We start from the raw sequence: 14511 nt of genomic DNA on the forward strand, positions 1-14511 counted from the left end.
CCGCTGATATATAGTGGTGGGTTGGCAAGTGCGTGGTGAGGCGCATAGCAATAAGATTGGGGTGCTTGACTATGGAAGGGTTTAAAGCCGCCAAACATCAATGCGAGCCATCTTCACGCCCACGTAGATGTTGACGCCGAAATCTCATGAGTTGTATTACATCCGACCGGTGACCAGGGCGTAGGGACTGATTTGCGGCCGCATGCGGCTCGGCGCGAGTGACAATTCCGCCAGCACGTTAGACCAGAGAGATGACAATGATTCTTAAGACGACCAAGTTCGGCGCGAACAGGGTTAGCGGCTGGTGTTCCCAACCTTCAGGCACGGACCAGCAACCGATAGTTGAGCTGCGAGTCGATGGTGACATGCTCGCCCAGACTGTTGCGGATCTATCGTTGAACGAGGTGGACCCGGATACTACTAGCAAGCAGCGAGTCGGATTCGCGTTCGATCTTCCCGCTACCCTGCGGGACGGTATGCCACACCACGTGGAAGTGCGCGAGACGTCGCAGTTCACTCGCGAGAGTAAGGTTGTTGAGCCCCCCAATTCCGTGGTCTCTGACGAGGAGAATCTCTTTGGCGAGTACCACGGCTTCGACCGCGGCATGGTTATTGGTTGGGCCTGTAAGAGTAACCAGACGGTCACGCCCGAGGTGCGCGTCGATGGGACGAGGGTTGCCGTCGAGCCGCTATCCGACGCCGTCAACAGTCTTCGCGCGCGTCATGGGTTCGGTGCTGTGATCTCGCCCAAGTTCTACGATGGCGAGGAGCATCTCGTAGAGGTCTTGCTTCCGGGACAAGCGGGGGAGTACCACTTGTTGTCTCAGGAGACTCTGAGGTTTTCCCCTGACTTGAAGAACGTTCAGTGGTGGCGTCGGGCGACGAATCAATACGAGGACATCATCGTGGATTCGCTGCACCTCACAAACGCCGAAGCCGTCCTTACCCTAGTCGGAGAAGTCCGGCACAAGCGGGTGGCCCTGCGCTTAGGGTATCGACGGTTCGTCATGGATCTCGTCTCTCCCCCTGCCTCGGGGGAAGGGAAGACTCGAGCTTTGGGACAATACGCAGTCCAGTTCCACAAAGAAGCTAAGCTTCCGTCGTCGTTGGAGTTGTACAACGCTGGGGGATCTCTGAAGCGAAGTTTCGACGTCAGGCTCGGCGATGAAACCGGGCGCAGACCCAGTTATCTTCCCCAGACTTTGGCGGTCAAGAGTCAGGCCGTCGTCGGCGGCCGCAACGAGTTACTACCGACACTCAATTACTGGGCGCAAGAAATTCGACGAGAGGGTCGGCCCCGCCTGGCGTGGTTCTCTTCTCTCGCTCGGGAGACCCAGTCCCTGGAGGCCAGAGACGTACTAGCTTTGGTTGCCTCCGGAGGGAGCCACGACTACGACTCACTCATGGAGACGCTAGAACTGAGCCGCTTGAGGAGTTCCGACTGGGGAATTCGCGAAGCACTGGGGAAGAGGGTGTGGTTGCCGGGACTGTTCACTCTGGCCCAGGTTATTTACAGCCAGCGGCTGAACCAGCAGGACTTCAACGACGTCTACGCGATCTATGAGTCCGTCGAACACGCATATGGGCGGGATGCCTTCAACAACGGGGTCGACCGTTCCTACTATGCTGACCTGCTGACCCAACGTGGATTCACGGATAAAGCCTGCGATCTCCTGGCCTACGAAGAGAGCAATCAGGACCGCGCCTACTCACAGCGTTTCCTTGAGTTTAATGCCTTTAACCCGCACACGCCGGGGAACTCTGAGGCCCAGAATGATCAGTGGTTCGCCGGGGTGAACCAGCTCTACGATCGAGAGGGGTTCTCCGGCCTGGCATCCCAAGACGGTCGAGCGCCCGATTTTTTCAGCCTGCAAGGTGAGAGCGTTGCTAGCTCCGCGGATTCGTCGTTGCCTTTGGTGACGGTCATCATGCCGATCTATGAACCCAATGCTGCTACGGACGTCGCCATTGGCTCGTTGCTAGAGCAGACTTGGAGCAACCTAGAGATCATCATTATCGATGACGCTTCCCCAGAGGTCGATGAGTCCGGTGACCCCACCCCGTACCGGCAACAGTTACAAGGCTGGGCCGCGAAGGACGAGCGAATCAGGCTGGTTCTGTGTGAAGAGAACCGCGGAGCATATTCTGTGCGCAACGAGGCCTTCGGTATGGCTCAGGGTGAGTTTGTCACCATCGCGGACAAGGACGACTGGCACCATCCACAGCGTATCCAGTTCCAAGCTCGCGACCTTATGGCGAACTCGGGCAAGCACGGCAACATCGTGAATTGGGTGCGGGTGGACGAGCAGCTGCAGTTTCAGATCCGTTGGGGTCCCGACAGAATCGTGCACCCCAGCTTTGCCTGCATCATGTTCCGTCGTCGGGAGGTCCTGGAGAAGCTGGGCGTCTGGGACCCGGTACGAAAATCCGCAGACAATGAATACCGCAAGCGCTTCGAGATGGTCTTCGGGCAGAAACTCAAACCCGCGGTGAACGCCCCCCTCGCCTTCTCTCTTCTGGGGGAGGGTAATCTCACCAGCTCCGACTTCGGGCTGGGTTACCGCCACCCGGATCGAGAGGTGTATCAGTGGGCCTACTCCCATTGGCATGACCAGATTCAGAAGGGCCGGAGTCCGCAGTTGTCAGGAGAGGCTCGGGAGTTCTATTCGCCACCGGCTTTCCGGCCGGACCGCAACAAGGACGACGTCCCGCATTTCGATGTGGTCTACATTTCGGAGTTGGGTCTCCTTGGGGGTCCTGCCTTGGCCGCCAAGCGAGAGATCGAAACGGCTGTCGCCGCGGGGCTGAAAGTTGCGATCATGCCTCTGCAAAACGGGCTGCACATGGCGGCAGCCAAGCGACGTCTGGCTCCAGAAATCGAAGAACTCTGGCTCTCAGGTAGTGCAGAGTGGATAACCTGGAACAGCGCAGCCACAGCAGACCTGGTGGTGTTGAGCTGGCCAGGGCTCATGGAACTCAGACCAGGGTCCGACGTCGGGCTGCAACCCTCAGCGGTGACCATTGTTGCCAACCAGTTGCCAGCCTCGCTCGGCTCCCGGGGCCGCAACTTCAGCGTCCAGCGGGTCACACGAAACGTTGAGAAAACCTTCGGGGTTTTCCCAACCTGGGCGGCACAGAGCCCCGTGGTGCAGGAGGCTCTGCGGGAACTGCTCAGCACAGACGACGTCCGGAATGCCCTCTGGCTGACTCCCTCGACGGGCCACACGGATTACGTCGGCAGGAAGCCAGAGAACCGCGACCGCGCGGTGATCGGTCGTGTCCTGGATGAGGATGAGAGCCACTGGCCTGAGCCGGCGGTCATCCGGGATGCTTACCCGGAGGACCCGGCATTCGAAGTCTCTATCCTGAGTAGAGTTCGAACACTTGAGAGCCGCGGAATATTAAGAGGGAGGAGTGTCCCGACCAACTGGACTATCTTGCCACCAGACTTCCAATCGTATGACGACTACTTGCGGTCACTAGACTTCCTGGTCCACTATGGGAACGAACCCTGGGACCCGCATACCGACGGTAGCGTCGTTCGCGCTTTGGAACTTGGGGTGGTTTGCGTTCTGCACCCCGTCTTTAAGCCCGTCTACGGCGACGCCGCGGTGTATGTTGCCCCAGGCGAGATTCGGGACACGCTTCACTCCATGTGGGGCCTCCCGGAGAAGATGCGAGAACAACGCAAGCGCGGACAAGCCTATGTCAAGGGAAGCCGAACCGCGAGACACTACGTACGCCTTCTACGAGGGCAGTCAACCTCGGGCGGTTAGCCTGTGCGGTGACAAGGTCAGGGCGGCACATTGCCATCAAGGCCACGAGACGACGAACCGGGCGCGCAGGCCCGTCAGGGCCACACCTGAAACCGTTCACCGGTTGGTAGTGCGGACGTCGTATCTCCCTGGGGCTACTGCTGATGAGGGGGCAGGTTGCAGCGAAAGCGCTGACTAGGCGAAACCTGCGGATTGACTGAGAGGCTAGATGCTCACCGGTTAGGGGTGCACGCGAAACCAGCCGCTAGTCACACGTAGCTTGTTTGAACTCCTGAAATCCAGCACCCGATAGTAGATCATTTGTTAGGCGGGCTTGAGCGTGCCGCCACATCTCGCCCATTTTGTGGTCCCACTCTGGCGTGAAGTGCGCAACGGTTCCAGGCTTCGGCGTGAACTCCCCAAGCACTAGGCCATCTGCAGAACGTAACATATCTATCCGCATGAAAGGTGCAGGGATTGCTTTGGAGATTCGCTTAATAGACGCGAGTTCATCCTTTGAAGCTCCAAGCCCCTCAAACGAATTACGCTTGAGCGTAAGCGGAAAAATCGTTTCGTTGTTGTCAGGAAGGAAATGTCGTGTTTGCGTCTCACGATCCCGTCGGATCTCTAGGCCGAATGCAATTTCACCATAGAATGCGTAGAATTTGACATCCCTCGCCGGAACTCCGTTGTCGGGATCCTCAAGAATGAGCTCCTCGTAGCGCCAGCGATCTCTTATGGGCTTCTCTCGACCTTCAGGATCCATGAGAGCTGAGGCGTGATCGTAAAGGCGGGAGCTCCCCTGCAGCGTTTGGCCCGATCGAACATAGCGCCAGGTATCAGGTGCCAACCACAGGTAGCACCCCCTAGAGCCTGTGCCGCTTTCGGGCTTGATTATCGTATTGGGCAGGAGTGGTAGATCAGCAAGGCGAAATTTGTCGGATACTTCTGGCCTCCGAACCCCTAAGAGGTCCGCAAAGCGGTATCCACGAAGCTTGGGGTTCAACGCTAAGCCAACTGGGCTTTGTCCGCCACTTCTGGAAGCTAGACGATTAAGCAAGATTTCAGACCAGAAGGAGAATCCCCTGCCCATCTGGAGACCAAATTTGCGGAGCACCTCATCACTTCTAACATGGTGCGGGCTTGCTATGGAGAGGAGGGACGCAAGTTCAGCAACCGCTTCCTCGTCTGCAGAGCGGGCGACCTCCCTGCTTAACCGACTTATAGCCGCTTTAAGGGCACGATCCGACTCTCTTGCTGTCGCAAGAATGTTTGAGGATGAAGTCAAGGCGCTCACTATCATTCGGGACTCTTACTCAGCCACGGTACCTCATCAGAATAGTCCCTTACCCGGAAGACTCGGAAGGTATAGGGGAGGTTCCTGCTTCAGACTCGCCGAGAGTTGCTGGGGGACAGAGCAATGAGGGCCCTCTCCTACGAGTCAACGGTGTCAACGACGGCCGAAAACTGGACACCAACCCGCCCCGTCGCCAGGTGTCCATTATTCACGCGTCGTCGATAAACGGGGCCGCCAGTACCAGAAGCCAGGTTCGTTCATGTTCTGACTGTAGTTCCTTACGCATCGTGGAATTCTCTCGGGGGCGTCTCTATGGTTTTTGTCAGGCCGTCAGGGCGTGGTTGGTGCTGTCGCTGATGGTCTCGGGGTCTTGGTAAAAGGTTCCGTCGCGCAGCATGGCGTAAAGGGTGTCCAGGCGCCTGCAGGCTAGGGCGATTACGGATTGTTTTGCGGGTCTTTCCTTTCGGGGGCCAGTCCCTATCCTGCCAGCCGATCGCGGACCAGCCAGCTCAAGTCTCACAGCTAACGGGGGACTCGCAGGCCCTCTCATCGCCATCGATAACCTGCCTCGTAACTCGCTGTGTTCTGTCAACTTTTCTCCTGCCAGATGAGCGCTAAGAATCCGGCCACGTGAGCGTGGTTTCCGGTCAGAAGAGCACGGGGCTGGTTCTCAGGCGTATCTGGGCGGCTCAGAAGGGTGGCTCCTGGGGCGTTGGTTCGGCGCCTTTTGGTGAGAAACGGCTGTTCATTCGCTCCAGTAGGTCGATAACCGAATCCAGCATGTCGGCGGCGTGTGCACGGGCGTGGGCGGGCACGGTCTCGATGTCCTGACTGATGCGCTCCAGCAGCGCGTCGGCGTGGGCGATGCGGGCCTGGGCTTCGTTGTGCCAGTCCTGGTCGGCCTCGATGGCGCGCATGGCCTCGAGCTCTGCCTCAGTGAAGGGCTGGTAAGCGGTGGTGTCCATAGGTTCGTTCCTTCCAGGGGGGGGTTATTTCATCAGGGCGTTTTTGACGCGGTAGGACTCGCCGCGGAAATGCAGCAGGCGACCGTGGTGGACGATCCGGTCGATGACGGCGGCGGCCATGTTGTCATCACCAAAGACAGTTCCCCACCGGGCGAACTCCAGGTTGGTGGTGATCACCAGGCTGCGCTGTTCATAGGCCTCGGCGATGACCTGGAACAGCAGCCGTGCTCCTTCGGTATCGATCGGCAGGTACCCGAATTCATCAATGGCCAGGAGCCTATTTTTGGCCAGTGAGGCAAGTTCCTTGTCCAGGCGTTCGGCCTCTTGGGCGCGGCGCAGCTGGGCCACCAGTCCGGCGGTGGTGAAGAACCTCGCCGGGATCCCCTGCTGACATGCTTCAGCGACCAGGGCGCAGCCCAGGTGGGTTTTGCCGGTGCCGACATCACCATAGAACACCAGGTCCCCGGCGGTGTTGAGGAACTCGAGGTTCATCAGCTGGTCCCGGCTGTAGTCATCTGGGAAGGTGATGTGGGACCAGTCATAGCCGGTGAAGGTCTTCACCGCCGGCAGCCTCGCAGCCTTCAACAGCCGCACCTGGCGGGCATGACGGCGGGAGGCATGCTCGTCCATCAGCAGCCCGTAGAGGTATTCGCGCTGCTTCGGGGTGCCTTTGGCCGCCCAGTCGGTGAGCACAGCCTGGGTCAACGAGCTGCCCTTACCGGCCTCCACGACATCAGCAGTGGTAATCGTGGTGCTCATGCAGCCTTCTCAACAGCGATCTGCCCAGTACTGACTTCCTCGGTGCTGACTTCCTCGATAATGACCTGTTGGGCGGCCGCACTCTCCTCGATGGTGTTGGTGATGCCGGTGAGTTGGTCATAGACGCCCAGGTCCACCACCGCGGTGGCGGGCTCGGCGCCTTGGACGATCCGGCGGGCCAGCATCCCCAGCCCCGCCGATGCGGGGTCATCACCAACGGTGATCAGCTTGGTCGCAGCCTCGATTGCAGTGTCGAAATCAGTGGCGGTGGCGGCCTGATCCACATGTGTCAGCAGCCGGGCCCGATCAGCATCAGCGGCGGCATCCAGCCAGTCACGGACCGGGTCAGCCACCAGCGTCCGCACTGGTGAGTTGCCCCATGCCCCGGGCTTAGCCACCAGTGCTGGCAGCAGCGAGCCCGGTGCGAGGATCGTGGCCTCAGCTTTGCCGTAGACACGGTCGAAGACCACCACCGGGGCGCAGTGTTCATCGAGGATCTCGATGCGGTCGTGACGGATCCCTACCGTCAGCAGCCGATCATGAAAGGCCGGGCCAGCCAGGTAGGTGTTGGACTCCACCAGCACCGCCCCAGTCTTATCAGCCCGACGGGACTCGTAGCGCACCGGATCGAAGCCGATGCCCGGCAGCTCGAGGCAGGCGGCCACGTCCTCGCCGAAGAGCTCAACGATCGGGGCGCCTTTACGGTAGTGGTCTTCCTCGGCCAGCTGGGCGCACCGGCTCAGCAGCATCTGGTTCAGCCCCTCGATGCTCTGGGCCTCGGGTTCGGGGACCATGATGTTGCGGCGTAAAAACCCCACGGCGTTTTCCACGTTGCCCTTCTCATGGCCGGAGTAGGGGTTGCAGTAGCGTCCCTGGCACCGGTAATGGGCTTTGAAGGAGCCGAACAGCTTCGACTCGATGACCTTCTTGCCAGTGCGCCGGCCGATGCCGGTAGCGTTGTCGAAGATCAGCTGCCGTGGCGCGGCGTTGATGTGTTCAAAGATGGTCCGCAGCCCGTGGGCCACGCACTCTGCGGTCTCGCCCCGGTAGGCCTGGACGAAGCGCATATTCGAATACGGGAACGTCACCACCAGAATGTGCAGCAGTATCTTCACCCCCGCGATCAGCGCCTGGGCCTCACCGAAGTCCACTTGGGCGGTGCCCGCAGGCCACACCAGCTGTTGGAACCCCTCACCACGAGCACGGTGAGCGGCCTTATGGGCCTTGATATAGCGTTGCACCGGCGAATACGAGCCGGTGTAGTCGTGCTCGGTGACCGGCCGGTCAAAGACCCTACGGGCGGTGTGGCGCTGCTTACGCGGCCGACGAGCATCATCCACCAGCCACGCATCAATGACCTCGGTGAAGCCCTCCAGCGACTGGGCGCCAGGACGGGCCGCCGGCCGCGGCGGTGTCGGGGAGTAATCCTCGATGCTGGTGTACTTAGCCACCGAGCCGCGGCTGACCCCCAGCTCGATCGCGATCTGACGAGCCGAGACACCATCAGCGTCCAGTCGTCTAATATTCTCTACTACGGTCATGGGTACCGTCATCTACTTTCCAGTTCCTCTCCAGCGCCACCCTTGGTCGGAAGCTATGGGGCGCTTGGAGAAGAACCTATCTAACGGTGACGGGCCCATGACCGCCCCACTCTGAGCGAGCCGGCCAGGGACCATCACCCTCGGTGATCAACATTCGATATCCGCCCCACCGCTGACCGAGATCCCGGGACCAACAGCCAGCCGCATGGAGCAATTCGAAGTGGCCGGATTTTCCGCGCTCTTTTGGCAGGAAACCAGCCACCCAAATGGCCGGAAACCCCTGCTCAACCGGCCTAACTAAAGTTGATCACACACACTCGCACGCTGCTAGGGTCTGGGTCGCCGTCTGCGGTGCCGTACGGCGACCTGTATTGGGGAGGTACCCGCCTAGGGGCTGGGCCCCTCGGCCTCGTGGACACGTGGGACATCCAAGCGCGGGCGTGGCGAGAGCGCACCTCTAGATGACCCTAAAGCCTGCATAGAGTGGCCGACACCATTCATCCGCCTCTTGAGGCTGTTTGCTTAGCTCCTCTGTCAAAGCCGCGTGAAAATGACGGATGGAGTCCAGGCGTGAGGCCCCCAACTTTACTTGCGGGGAGCCACCCGAAAGCCGAAGCGTGCACGCCACGTCGAGGCGTTTCGCCTGTTTGGAAAGAGCACTTCTTTGACCTTGTGTCAGCTTCAGTGCACGGGGAACCGTGTAGAGGCGACGCACAGGGTAGCCATGGGCGGGCGGGGGTGCGAGCACTACGCGGTTTACCAGCCCTGAAGAAATGGCTGTTCCGAAACTTTTGCGGTCAAAGGTTAAGTCGGCGAAGGCTTCGGCCTCGCGCCTTGGAGAGGTTGGAAAATGGTCATCAATAATGGCCTTTGGCAAGTCTTGTCCTGTTCCAACGGTTGGATACATGTTGACCCCAATGTGAGCCCGAGAATTGAGTTCGATAATCACAAAGGAGTCGTCTTTGACGCGGGTCTCTTTGCTATCCCAAAGTATATCAACTCCGGCAGCGGGGAGGCCGGGTATCGCTTTAACTGCTGATACGGCAGCTTGTTTTACCCTAGGGGGTAGCGTATTGGTCACATCAATTACGTCGCCTCCGGCGCTGGCATTAGCCTTCTCGCGCAGTGCCAAATGCTGTCCGTCGCTAGGCACACTTTCGAAAGTGTAACCGGCCCGGGCTACTTGCTCAGTTACCTCATAATCTTTAGATATCAAGCCAGTAGAGAGGAATGGGTTCTTCTTCCTGCTAAGATTCTTAGCGGTAATGAGTTGATTGATGGTGCTCTTCCCGTCGCCTACGACGTTGGCAGGGAGCCTCTCGACCGCAGCGATGAAGCGATCCCCAACGACAAAAACACGAATGTCGCGCCCTAGGTGATGGCGCTCAAGTAGAATCCTGTCTTTCTTGAGTTCGTATACAAGATGTTGGTAGCAAGCGGTTAGCTGTTCGACATTGTGAATGTTGGCAAACACCCCTTTGCCCATGCTGCCGCGTACTGGCTTTAATACGACCGGGTACCCGAGGTCTTCAGCTACATCCACGACGTCAGTTAATTGCGACTCGCGAGTGTTGAAGGCATAAGACTCCGGGACTGGCACGCCGTGGGCGCGTAGCGTCTGTGAGGTCTGAAGCTTGCTTTCTACAAGCCTTTGAGCCACTGGGGTGATGCGACTTGACCTCGAGTGGTCGAACCTGACGGTAGTCGTCCCGTCGCTAATTTCCACTTGGGTCGCATCGGGGGGCAGGAAGCTCACCACCAGCCCTCTACGCCATGCCTCTAGTGCGATGCAATAACTGGATAGTTTTCCGCCGCCGAATCCGCTACGAACTGCCGCAGGCTGAAAATGGAAAGGCCAAGTGATTTCAAGGTCAGTTGATACGTGCATGTACATCTTCCTCAAGTCGGGAATGTGGCCTTTAGGTCGAAGTCAGGGGTGCGCCGGAAAACACTGTGTGTTGGGTGGAGTAAGCGTGTATCTGTGCATCTACAACGTCAAGTCTATCGATTCTGCGGGCTTTTGGGCCGTTAAAGATGGAATAGATCACGTGCTCCAGGATCCATTGCATACCGCCGAGGTGTAGACGCAGGGTGTCATTCGGAAGCCAGACGAGTTTGCACGCGATGCCTTTATCTCTCGCGAGTCGTGTGACCCACTTTTCAAACTCCGCGCCTAGCCCTCTGGCTTGCAGTTCAAGCGTGGCATCGGTTAGGTCAAAGCGGTCAGGGCGTAGCTTCATGGCTTCCCATCCATTTCCTTTTGGCAGTCCCGAGCTCAAATAGAATGCGTTCAGAGCCCTCTTTCCGAAAGACTTGTCTACTGTCGTGTGGAGGGAGACTAGCCAGTTTGTGTTGCCCTCCACTACGAGCGGCCCTTCAGGGGTCATCGCGATATCCCAGGCGACGCTGGGGGGGTTCCCCACCATTCGGTGGGCCTCTTTAGAAACTGCAAGAACTGAGTCGAATCCTGGAAGCGTGTATCCAGTGAACTCAAACCCTGTAAAGGGATGGCGCTCATATTTTTCGCGCCTGTTGTTCCTTGCCCCCCCCAGCAACTTTCCCGAGTCAATGTCGATGCCTACGTAAAAGCCACCAGAGGTAGCGTTATCCACTATGGAATGACCGGTTCCCACCCTCCAAGTAGCGCCAAGTGGCACCACTTCGCCGGATTTTAAGTACTGGGTAGTGACTCGGACGGTGTTAATCGAGCTGGCCGACGGTGCGGCATAACTGGGCACTTGTTGGATGGCTTCCTGAACTAGGTAACTACCCCGAGCGAGCCTCTGACTCAAGAGATCCTGGAGACTCGTGTTAACATGCTTTCCTTCGGCTAGCACTGCTATGCCTTCATCTACGAGGAATGCGCCCCGGCCGCCAGCGCTAGACCTTGGTTTGACGAAGTAGGTTCTAGGCAGTTGCGGGGCCAGTCTGCTAACAGGGACCTTTTCGCCTGTGGGTGAGTATGCGTAACCTCCTCTGATCGCCCAGAGAGTTCGAGGCTGTGGCACAGAGTATGCACCAGAAAAAGTCAATTTGTCATCAAAGAAGGCCCTGTAGCCGTGCTGGCCATGGTGCGAGAACCAATTCCATCGGACAAGTAACGGTGCGATACCTTTCCCCGTGTAGGAGGGGAACCATCGCTGACGTAGCTCTCTCGGGGTTGGGAAGGAAGACGGAGACTCTTTAGCCATCCCAAAAGCTTAGCGGACGCGCTTTATAGCAAACTGTGCAGTAGCGCGGAAGGCGAATGTCCCGGGTCGGGGTGCCCGGCAAGGAGCTTCTGTCGTTTGGAGCGGTATCGTAGGCCACTATGGTATGCGCGCAGCGACGGTTGCTGAAGTTCTGAAACGCAGAGTTAGTGAGAGAGTCCCAGACTATGTCACCGCAGGTAATCGGATTGAGGAAATGGTCCCCGTCACGACTGGAAGATGTCTTAGGGGCCCAGGAAGTGGTTGCTTTAGAACGATACGCCACAAAGAAGCAACGCAACGGAGAGATCTTGGCGTTGGCACACCGGAGCATGGCACATGATCCTCAACCATTCATCCATCCACTCTCGGGAAAGCGCGCGGGATGTTACGACTCATTTAGTCATGACGACGTTTACAACATTCTCGGATTCACCGACGGCGCTGAGCCCTTCTTCGTGATCCAGCGCGTATCGTCCATGGAAGCCTTTTACTTCCCCGAGAGAGACTTGGTGCTTAGTTTCAGGTTGCCGCAAGACCATTTCGACGAGCTATTCCAGAAGGTCGATTTGGCAGGACGTGACTTTTCGACGCGCCGCCGGTTTGCCGGTTTCATCGCCTCCCACCATCGGCCTTATCACTACTTCTATGATGCTCTGCCCGCTATGCGGGATATCGACCTTGGCTGGGAGGGGGATCGGAACACCAAGCGAGCTCTCGAGTTAGTCCAGCTTCAAGGCGGTGATTACCTGCCGGTCAACGTTCTGTTCCCTGATTACTTCTGTTATACTACTTCATCGCGGTTCTTAAACCACCACACCGTGCTGCGGGGAAAGTACTACCTGAAGGTGGGTTACGCCGGACTCAAGGATAGGGCCCAAGAGCGGAGCATCAACCAGTTCGATCGTTCGATCAACCTATCGCGCATTGTTCGGGACGATGAAAGTCGGTGTCCAGCTGGCCTGGGGCTGCTGACCCTTGCATTCGACATTTCCAACGAAAAGGGCACCTGGAGGTCTATCGAACAAGATATCCCGAAGATCGTGCAGCATGTCGCCCAAGCTACGGGTTCCGACATTCACGTCATCTTCGATGGATGGACCCTTCCACACACCCCGAGCTCTAGGGACATGCGAAGGGTCACCGAGGAACGACGCCTGGCGGAGAGCATCGAAAACCGGCTGGAACATTCGGCTACCAAGGTGGATCACTTAGTGGGCGCGAACCCGCGGGACAAGCTCGAAAACCTGGCAGGGGTGGACGCATTTGTATCCCGGTACGGCACGGGCTCGATGTTCGTGTCGCGGATTCTTGGTCGGCCTGGCGTAGTACATCACAGTGGTCTAGCCAACTACGAAGACATCCACATGCAGGGGGGCGAAGTCACGACAGTTTTGGGGAGGCCCGCTTACGACAGTTCGAATATCAAAGTGCACTCGATTCCGTATGATGTCCACTGGCGAGATGTCGCTTCGGCACTCGTGACGCTTCTTCGTAACAAGTGGAAGACACAGACAGTGGACTGAATCGTGGTAAGTCGCCGTGGCTAAGTGGGCGGTGATCCTGATAGACGATGAGTTTGTTTGAAGCGGGCTGGAAGTGATGAAGGACTGGTGGCTCTTCACTATTGATGGTGTGGACCGGTTGGTCTGACTCCTTAAGGGATGTGGCGGCCCACGGCTCTGGGCCATGATGGTGTAGTGGCCGGGTCTGACTCACGGCTCTTCTGACGCCACCTGCTGGTGGTTGTCCTTCCTCCGACGTGTCGATTGGCCGGGCTCACAGTACAGTGCAGCCCGGCGGGGCCGTCATGTCCTGATAGGAGTCTGGCGAAGTCCCCGATAGTGAACTGACTGGCGCCCATGCCGAGCTGCGTACCCCCACTACGCAGGAAGGGCACAGTCCCATGGTTACTGAAACCCAGACTCTGGTCTACGGCGGGATCGATGCCCACGCCGATACTCATCACGTGGCCGTCGTCGATCACCTCGGCACCGCCCTGGATGACCTCCAGGTCCCCGCAACCTCTGCGGGTTACCGCGCGGCGCTAGGGTTCTTGAATCGATGGCCCCAACTGGGTGCTGTCGGCATCGAATGCACCGGCTCCTACGGGGCCGGGGTTACCCGAGCTGCACGGGAAGCTGGTCTGGATGTCGTAGAGGTCAACCGGCCCAACCGCTTCGATCGACGCCTGCAGGGTAAGATCGACACCTTCGATGCCTACGCTGCTGCCGAGGCGGTCCTCTCCGGACGGGCCAACGCCGCCCCCAAAGGCGGCGACGGACTGGTCGAGTCCCTCCGGGTGCTGCGCACCAGCAGGTCCTCGGCCTTGAGCGCCAGGACAGCGACGACTAATCAGATCAAGGCGATGCTGATCTCCGGGTCCGAACAGTTACGTTCACGCTACCGTGGGCTGTCGAACACCAAACTAATGACCGCGCTGGCGGCTTCCCGGCCCACCCGCGGCCCGGTGAGCGCTGAAGAGGCCTCGGCCTACAGCCTGAGGCTACTGGCCAGGCGATGGAAACATCTCACCGAACAGATCGAGGATCTTGGCCGGCATATGCAACGGCTCCTGGATGATCACACCCCTGAGCTGATGCAGGTCTTCGGTGTCGGGCGTGACACGGCCGCACAGCTGTTGATCACCGCCGGCGATAACCCAGCCAGGCTGCGTTCCGAGGCCACTTTCGCTGCCCTGACCGGCGCTTGTCCGATCCCAGCCACCTCGGGCAAGACCAACCGACACCGGCTGAACCGAGCTGGCGACCGGCAAGCCAACTCTGCGCTGTATCACGTGGTGATCGTCCGCATCCGCTACGACCAGAGCACATGAGACTACGTTGAACGTCAAACCGCAGAGGGCAAAACCAAAATGGAGATCATCCGTTGCTTGAAACGCTACCTCGTCCGCCAGCTCTACCCCATCATCTGCCGATCCCTGACCGGCAGAACCCTCGCCCCAAACACTTGACATTTATCCATAGGAGTGTCGGACCTGGGTGG

General features: G+C 58.6%; 8 protein-coding genes and 1 pseudogene. 3 read left to right on the top strand and 6 right to left on the bottom strand.

Features of this window, described 5'->3' with window-relative positions:
• The first annotated feature begins 251 nt into the window (after window positions 1-251).
• Entirely contained in the window at window positions 252-3776 is a 3525-nt protein-coding gene (locus tag FHX47_RS06010; protein WP_183358010.1) for a glycosyltransferase family 2 protein, read from the top strand.
• Between the two features lie 244 nt (window positions 3777-4020).
• On the opposite strand, the gene FHX47_RS06015 is transcribed toward FHX47_RS06010, so the two are convergent.
• From FHX47_RS06015 to FHX47_RS06040, 6 genes and pseudogenes are all read right to left on the bottom strand, one after another.
• Window positions 4021-5058 (bottom strand): ATP-grasp fold amidoligase family protein, encoded by a 1038-nt coding sequence (locus FHX47_RS06015; protein WP_183358011.1) that lies wholly within the window; start codon window positions 5056-5058, stop codon window positions 4021-4023.
• A 683-nt stretch (window positions 5059-5741) separates the two neighbouring features.
• Window positions 5742-6017 (bottom strand): hypothetical protein, encoded by a 276-nt coding sequence (locus FHX47_RS06020; protein WP_183358012.1) that lies wholly within the window; start codon window positions 6015-6017, stop codon window positions 5742-5744.
• Window positions 6018-6041: 24 nt separating this feature from the next.
• Window positions 6042-6776: an IS21-like element helper ATPase IstB gene (istB, locus tag FHX47_RS06025; protein ID WP_183358013.1), complete on the bottom strand. Its 735-nt coding sequence runs from the start codon at window positions 6774-6776 to the stop codon at window positions 6042-6044.
• Window positions 6777-6886: 110 nt separating this feature from the next.
• Window positions 6887-8317, bottom strand: a pseudogene (gene istA, locus FHX47_RS06030) (IS21 family transposase); the annotation flags it as partial.
• 457 nt (window positions 8318-8774) lie between these two features.
• Complete coding sequence (locus FHX47_RS06035) at window positions 8775-10205, bottom strand: ATP-binding protein (RefSeq protein ID WP_183358014.1); 1431 nt, start codon at window positions 10203-10205, stop codon at window positions 8775-8777.
• A gap of 31 nt (window positions 10206-10236) precedes the next feature.
• Window positions 10237-11508: a sugar-transfer associated ATP-grasp domain-containing protein gene (locus FHX47_RS06040; protein ID WP_183358015.1), complete on the bottom strand. Its 1272-nt coding sequence runs from the start codon at window positions 11506-11508 to the stop codon at window positions 10237-10239.
• A gap of 329 nt (window positions 11509-11837) precedes the next feature.
• Here FHX47_RS06040 and FHX47_RS06045 point away from each other — a divergent pair, with 329 nt between their 5' ends.
• Together FHX47_RS06045 and FHX47_RS06050 are read left to right on the top strand one after the other, a co-directional pair.
• Entirely contained in the window at window positions 11838-13031 is a 1194-nt protein-coding gene (locus FHX47_RS06045) for a hypothetical protein (RefSeq protein ID WP_183358016.1), read from the top strand.
• 380 nt (window positions 13032-13411) lie between these two features.
• Window positions 13412-14341 carry an IS110 family RNA-guided transposase gene (locus FHX47_RS06050; protein WP_246328058.1) on the top strand — a complete coding sequence of 310 codons (930 nt, stop codon included), beginning with the start codon at window positions 13412-13414 and terminating at the stop codon, window positions 14339-14341.
• Window positions 14342-14511: the final 170 nt, after the last annotated feature.

This window comes from Garicola koreensis, from assembly GCF_014195445.1.
In the GTDB taxonomy this organism is placed as follows: Bacteria; Actinomycetota; Actinomycetes; order Actinomycetales; family Micrococcaceae; genus Nesterenkonia; species Nesterenkonia koreensis.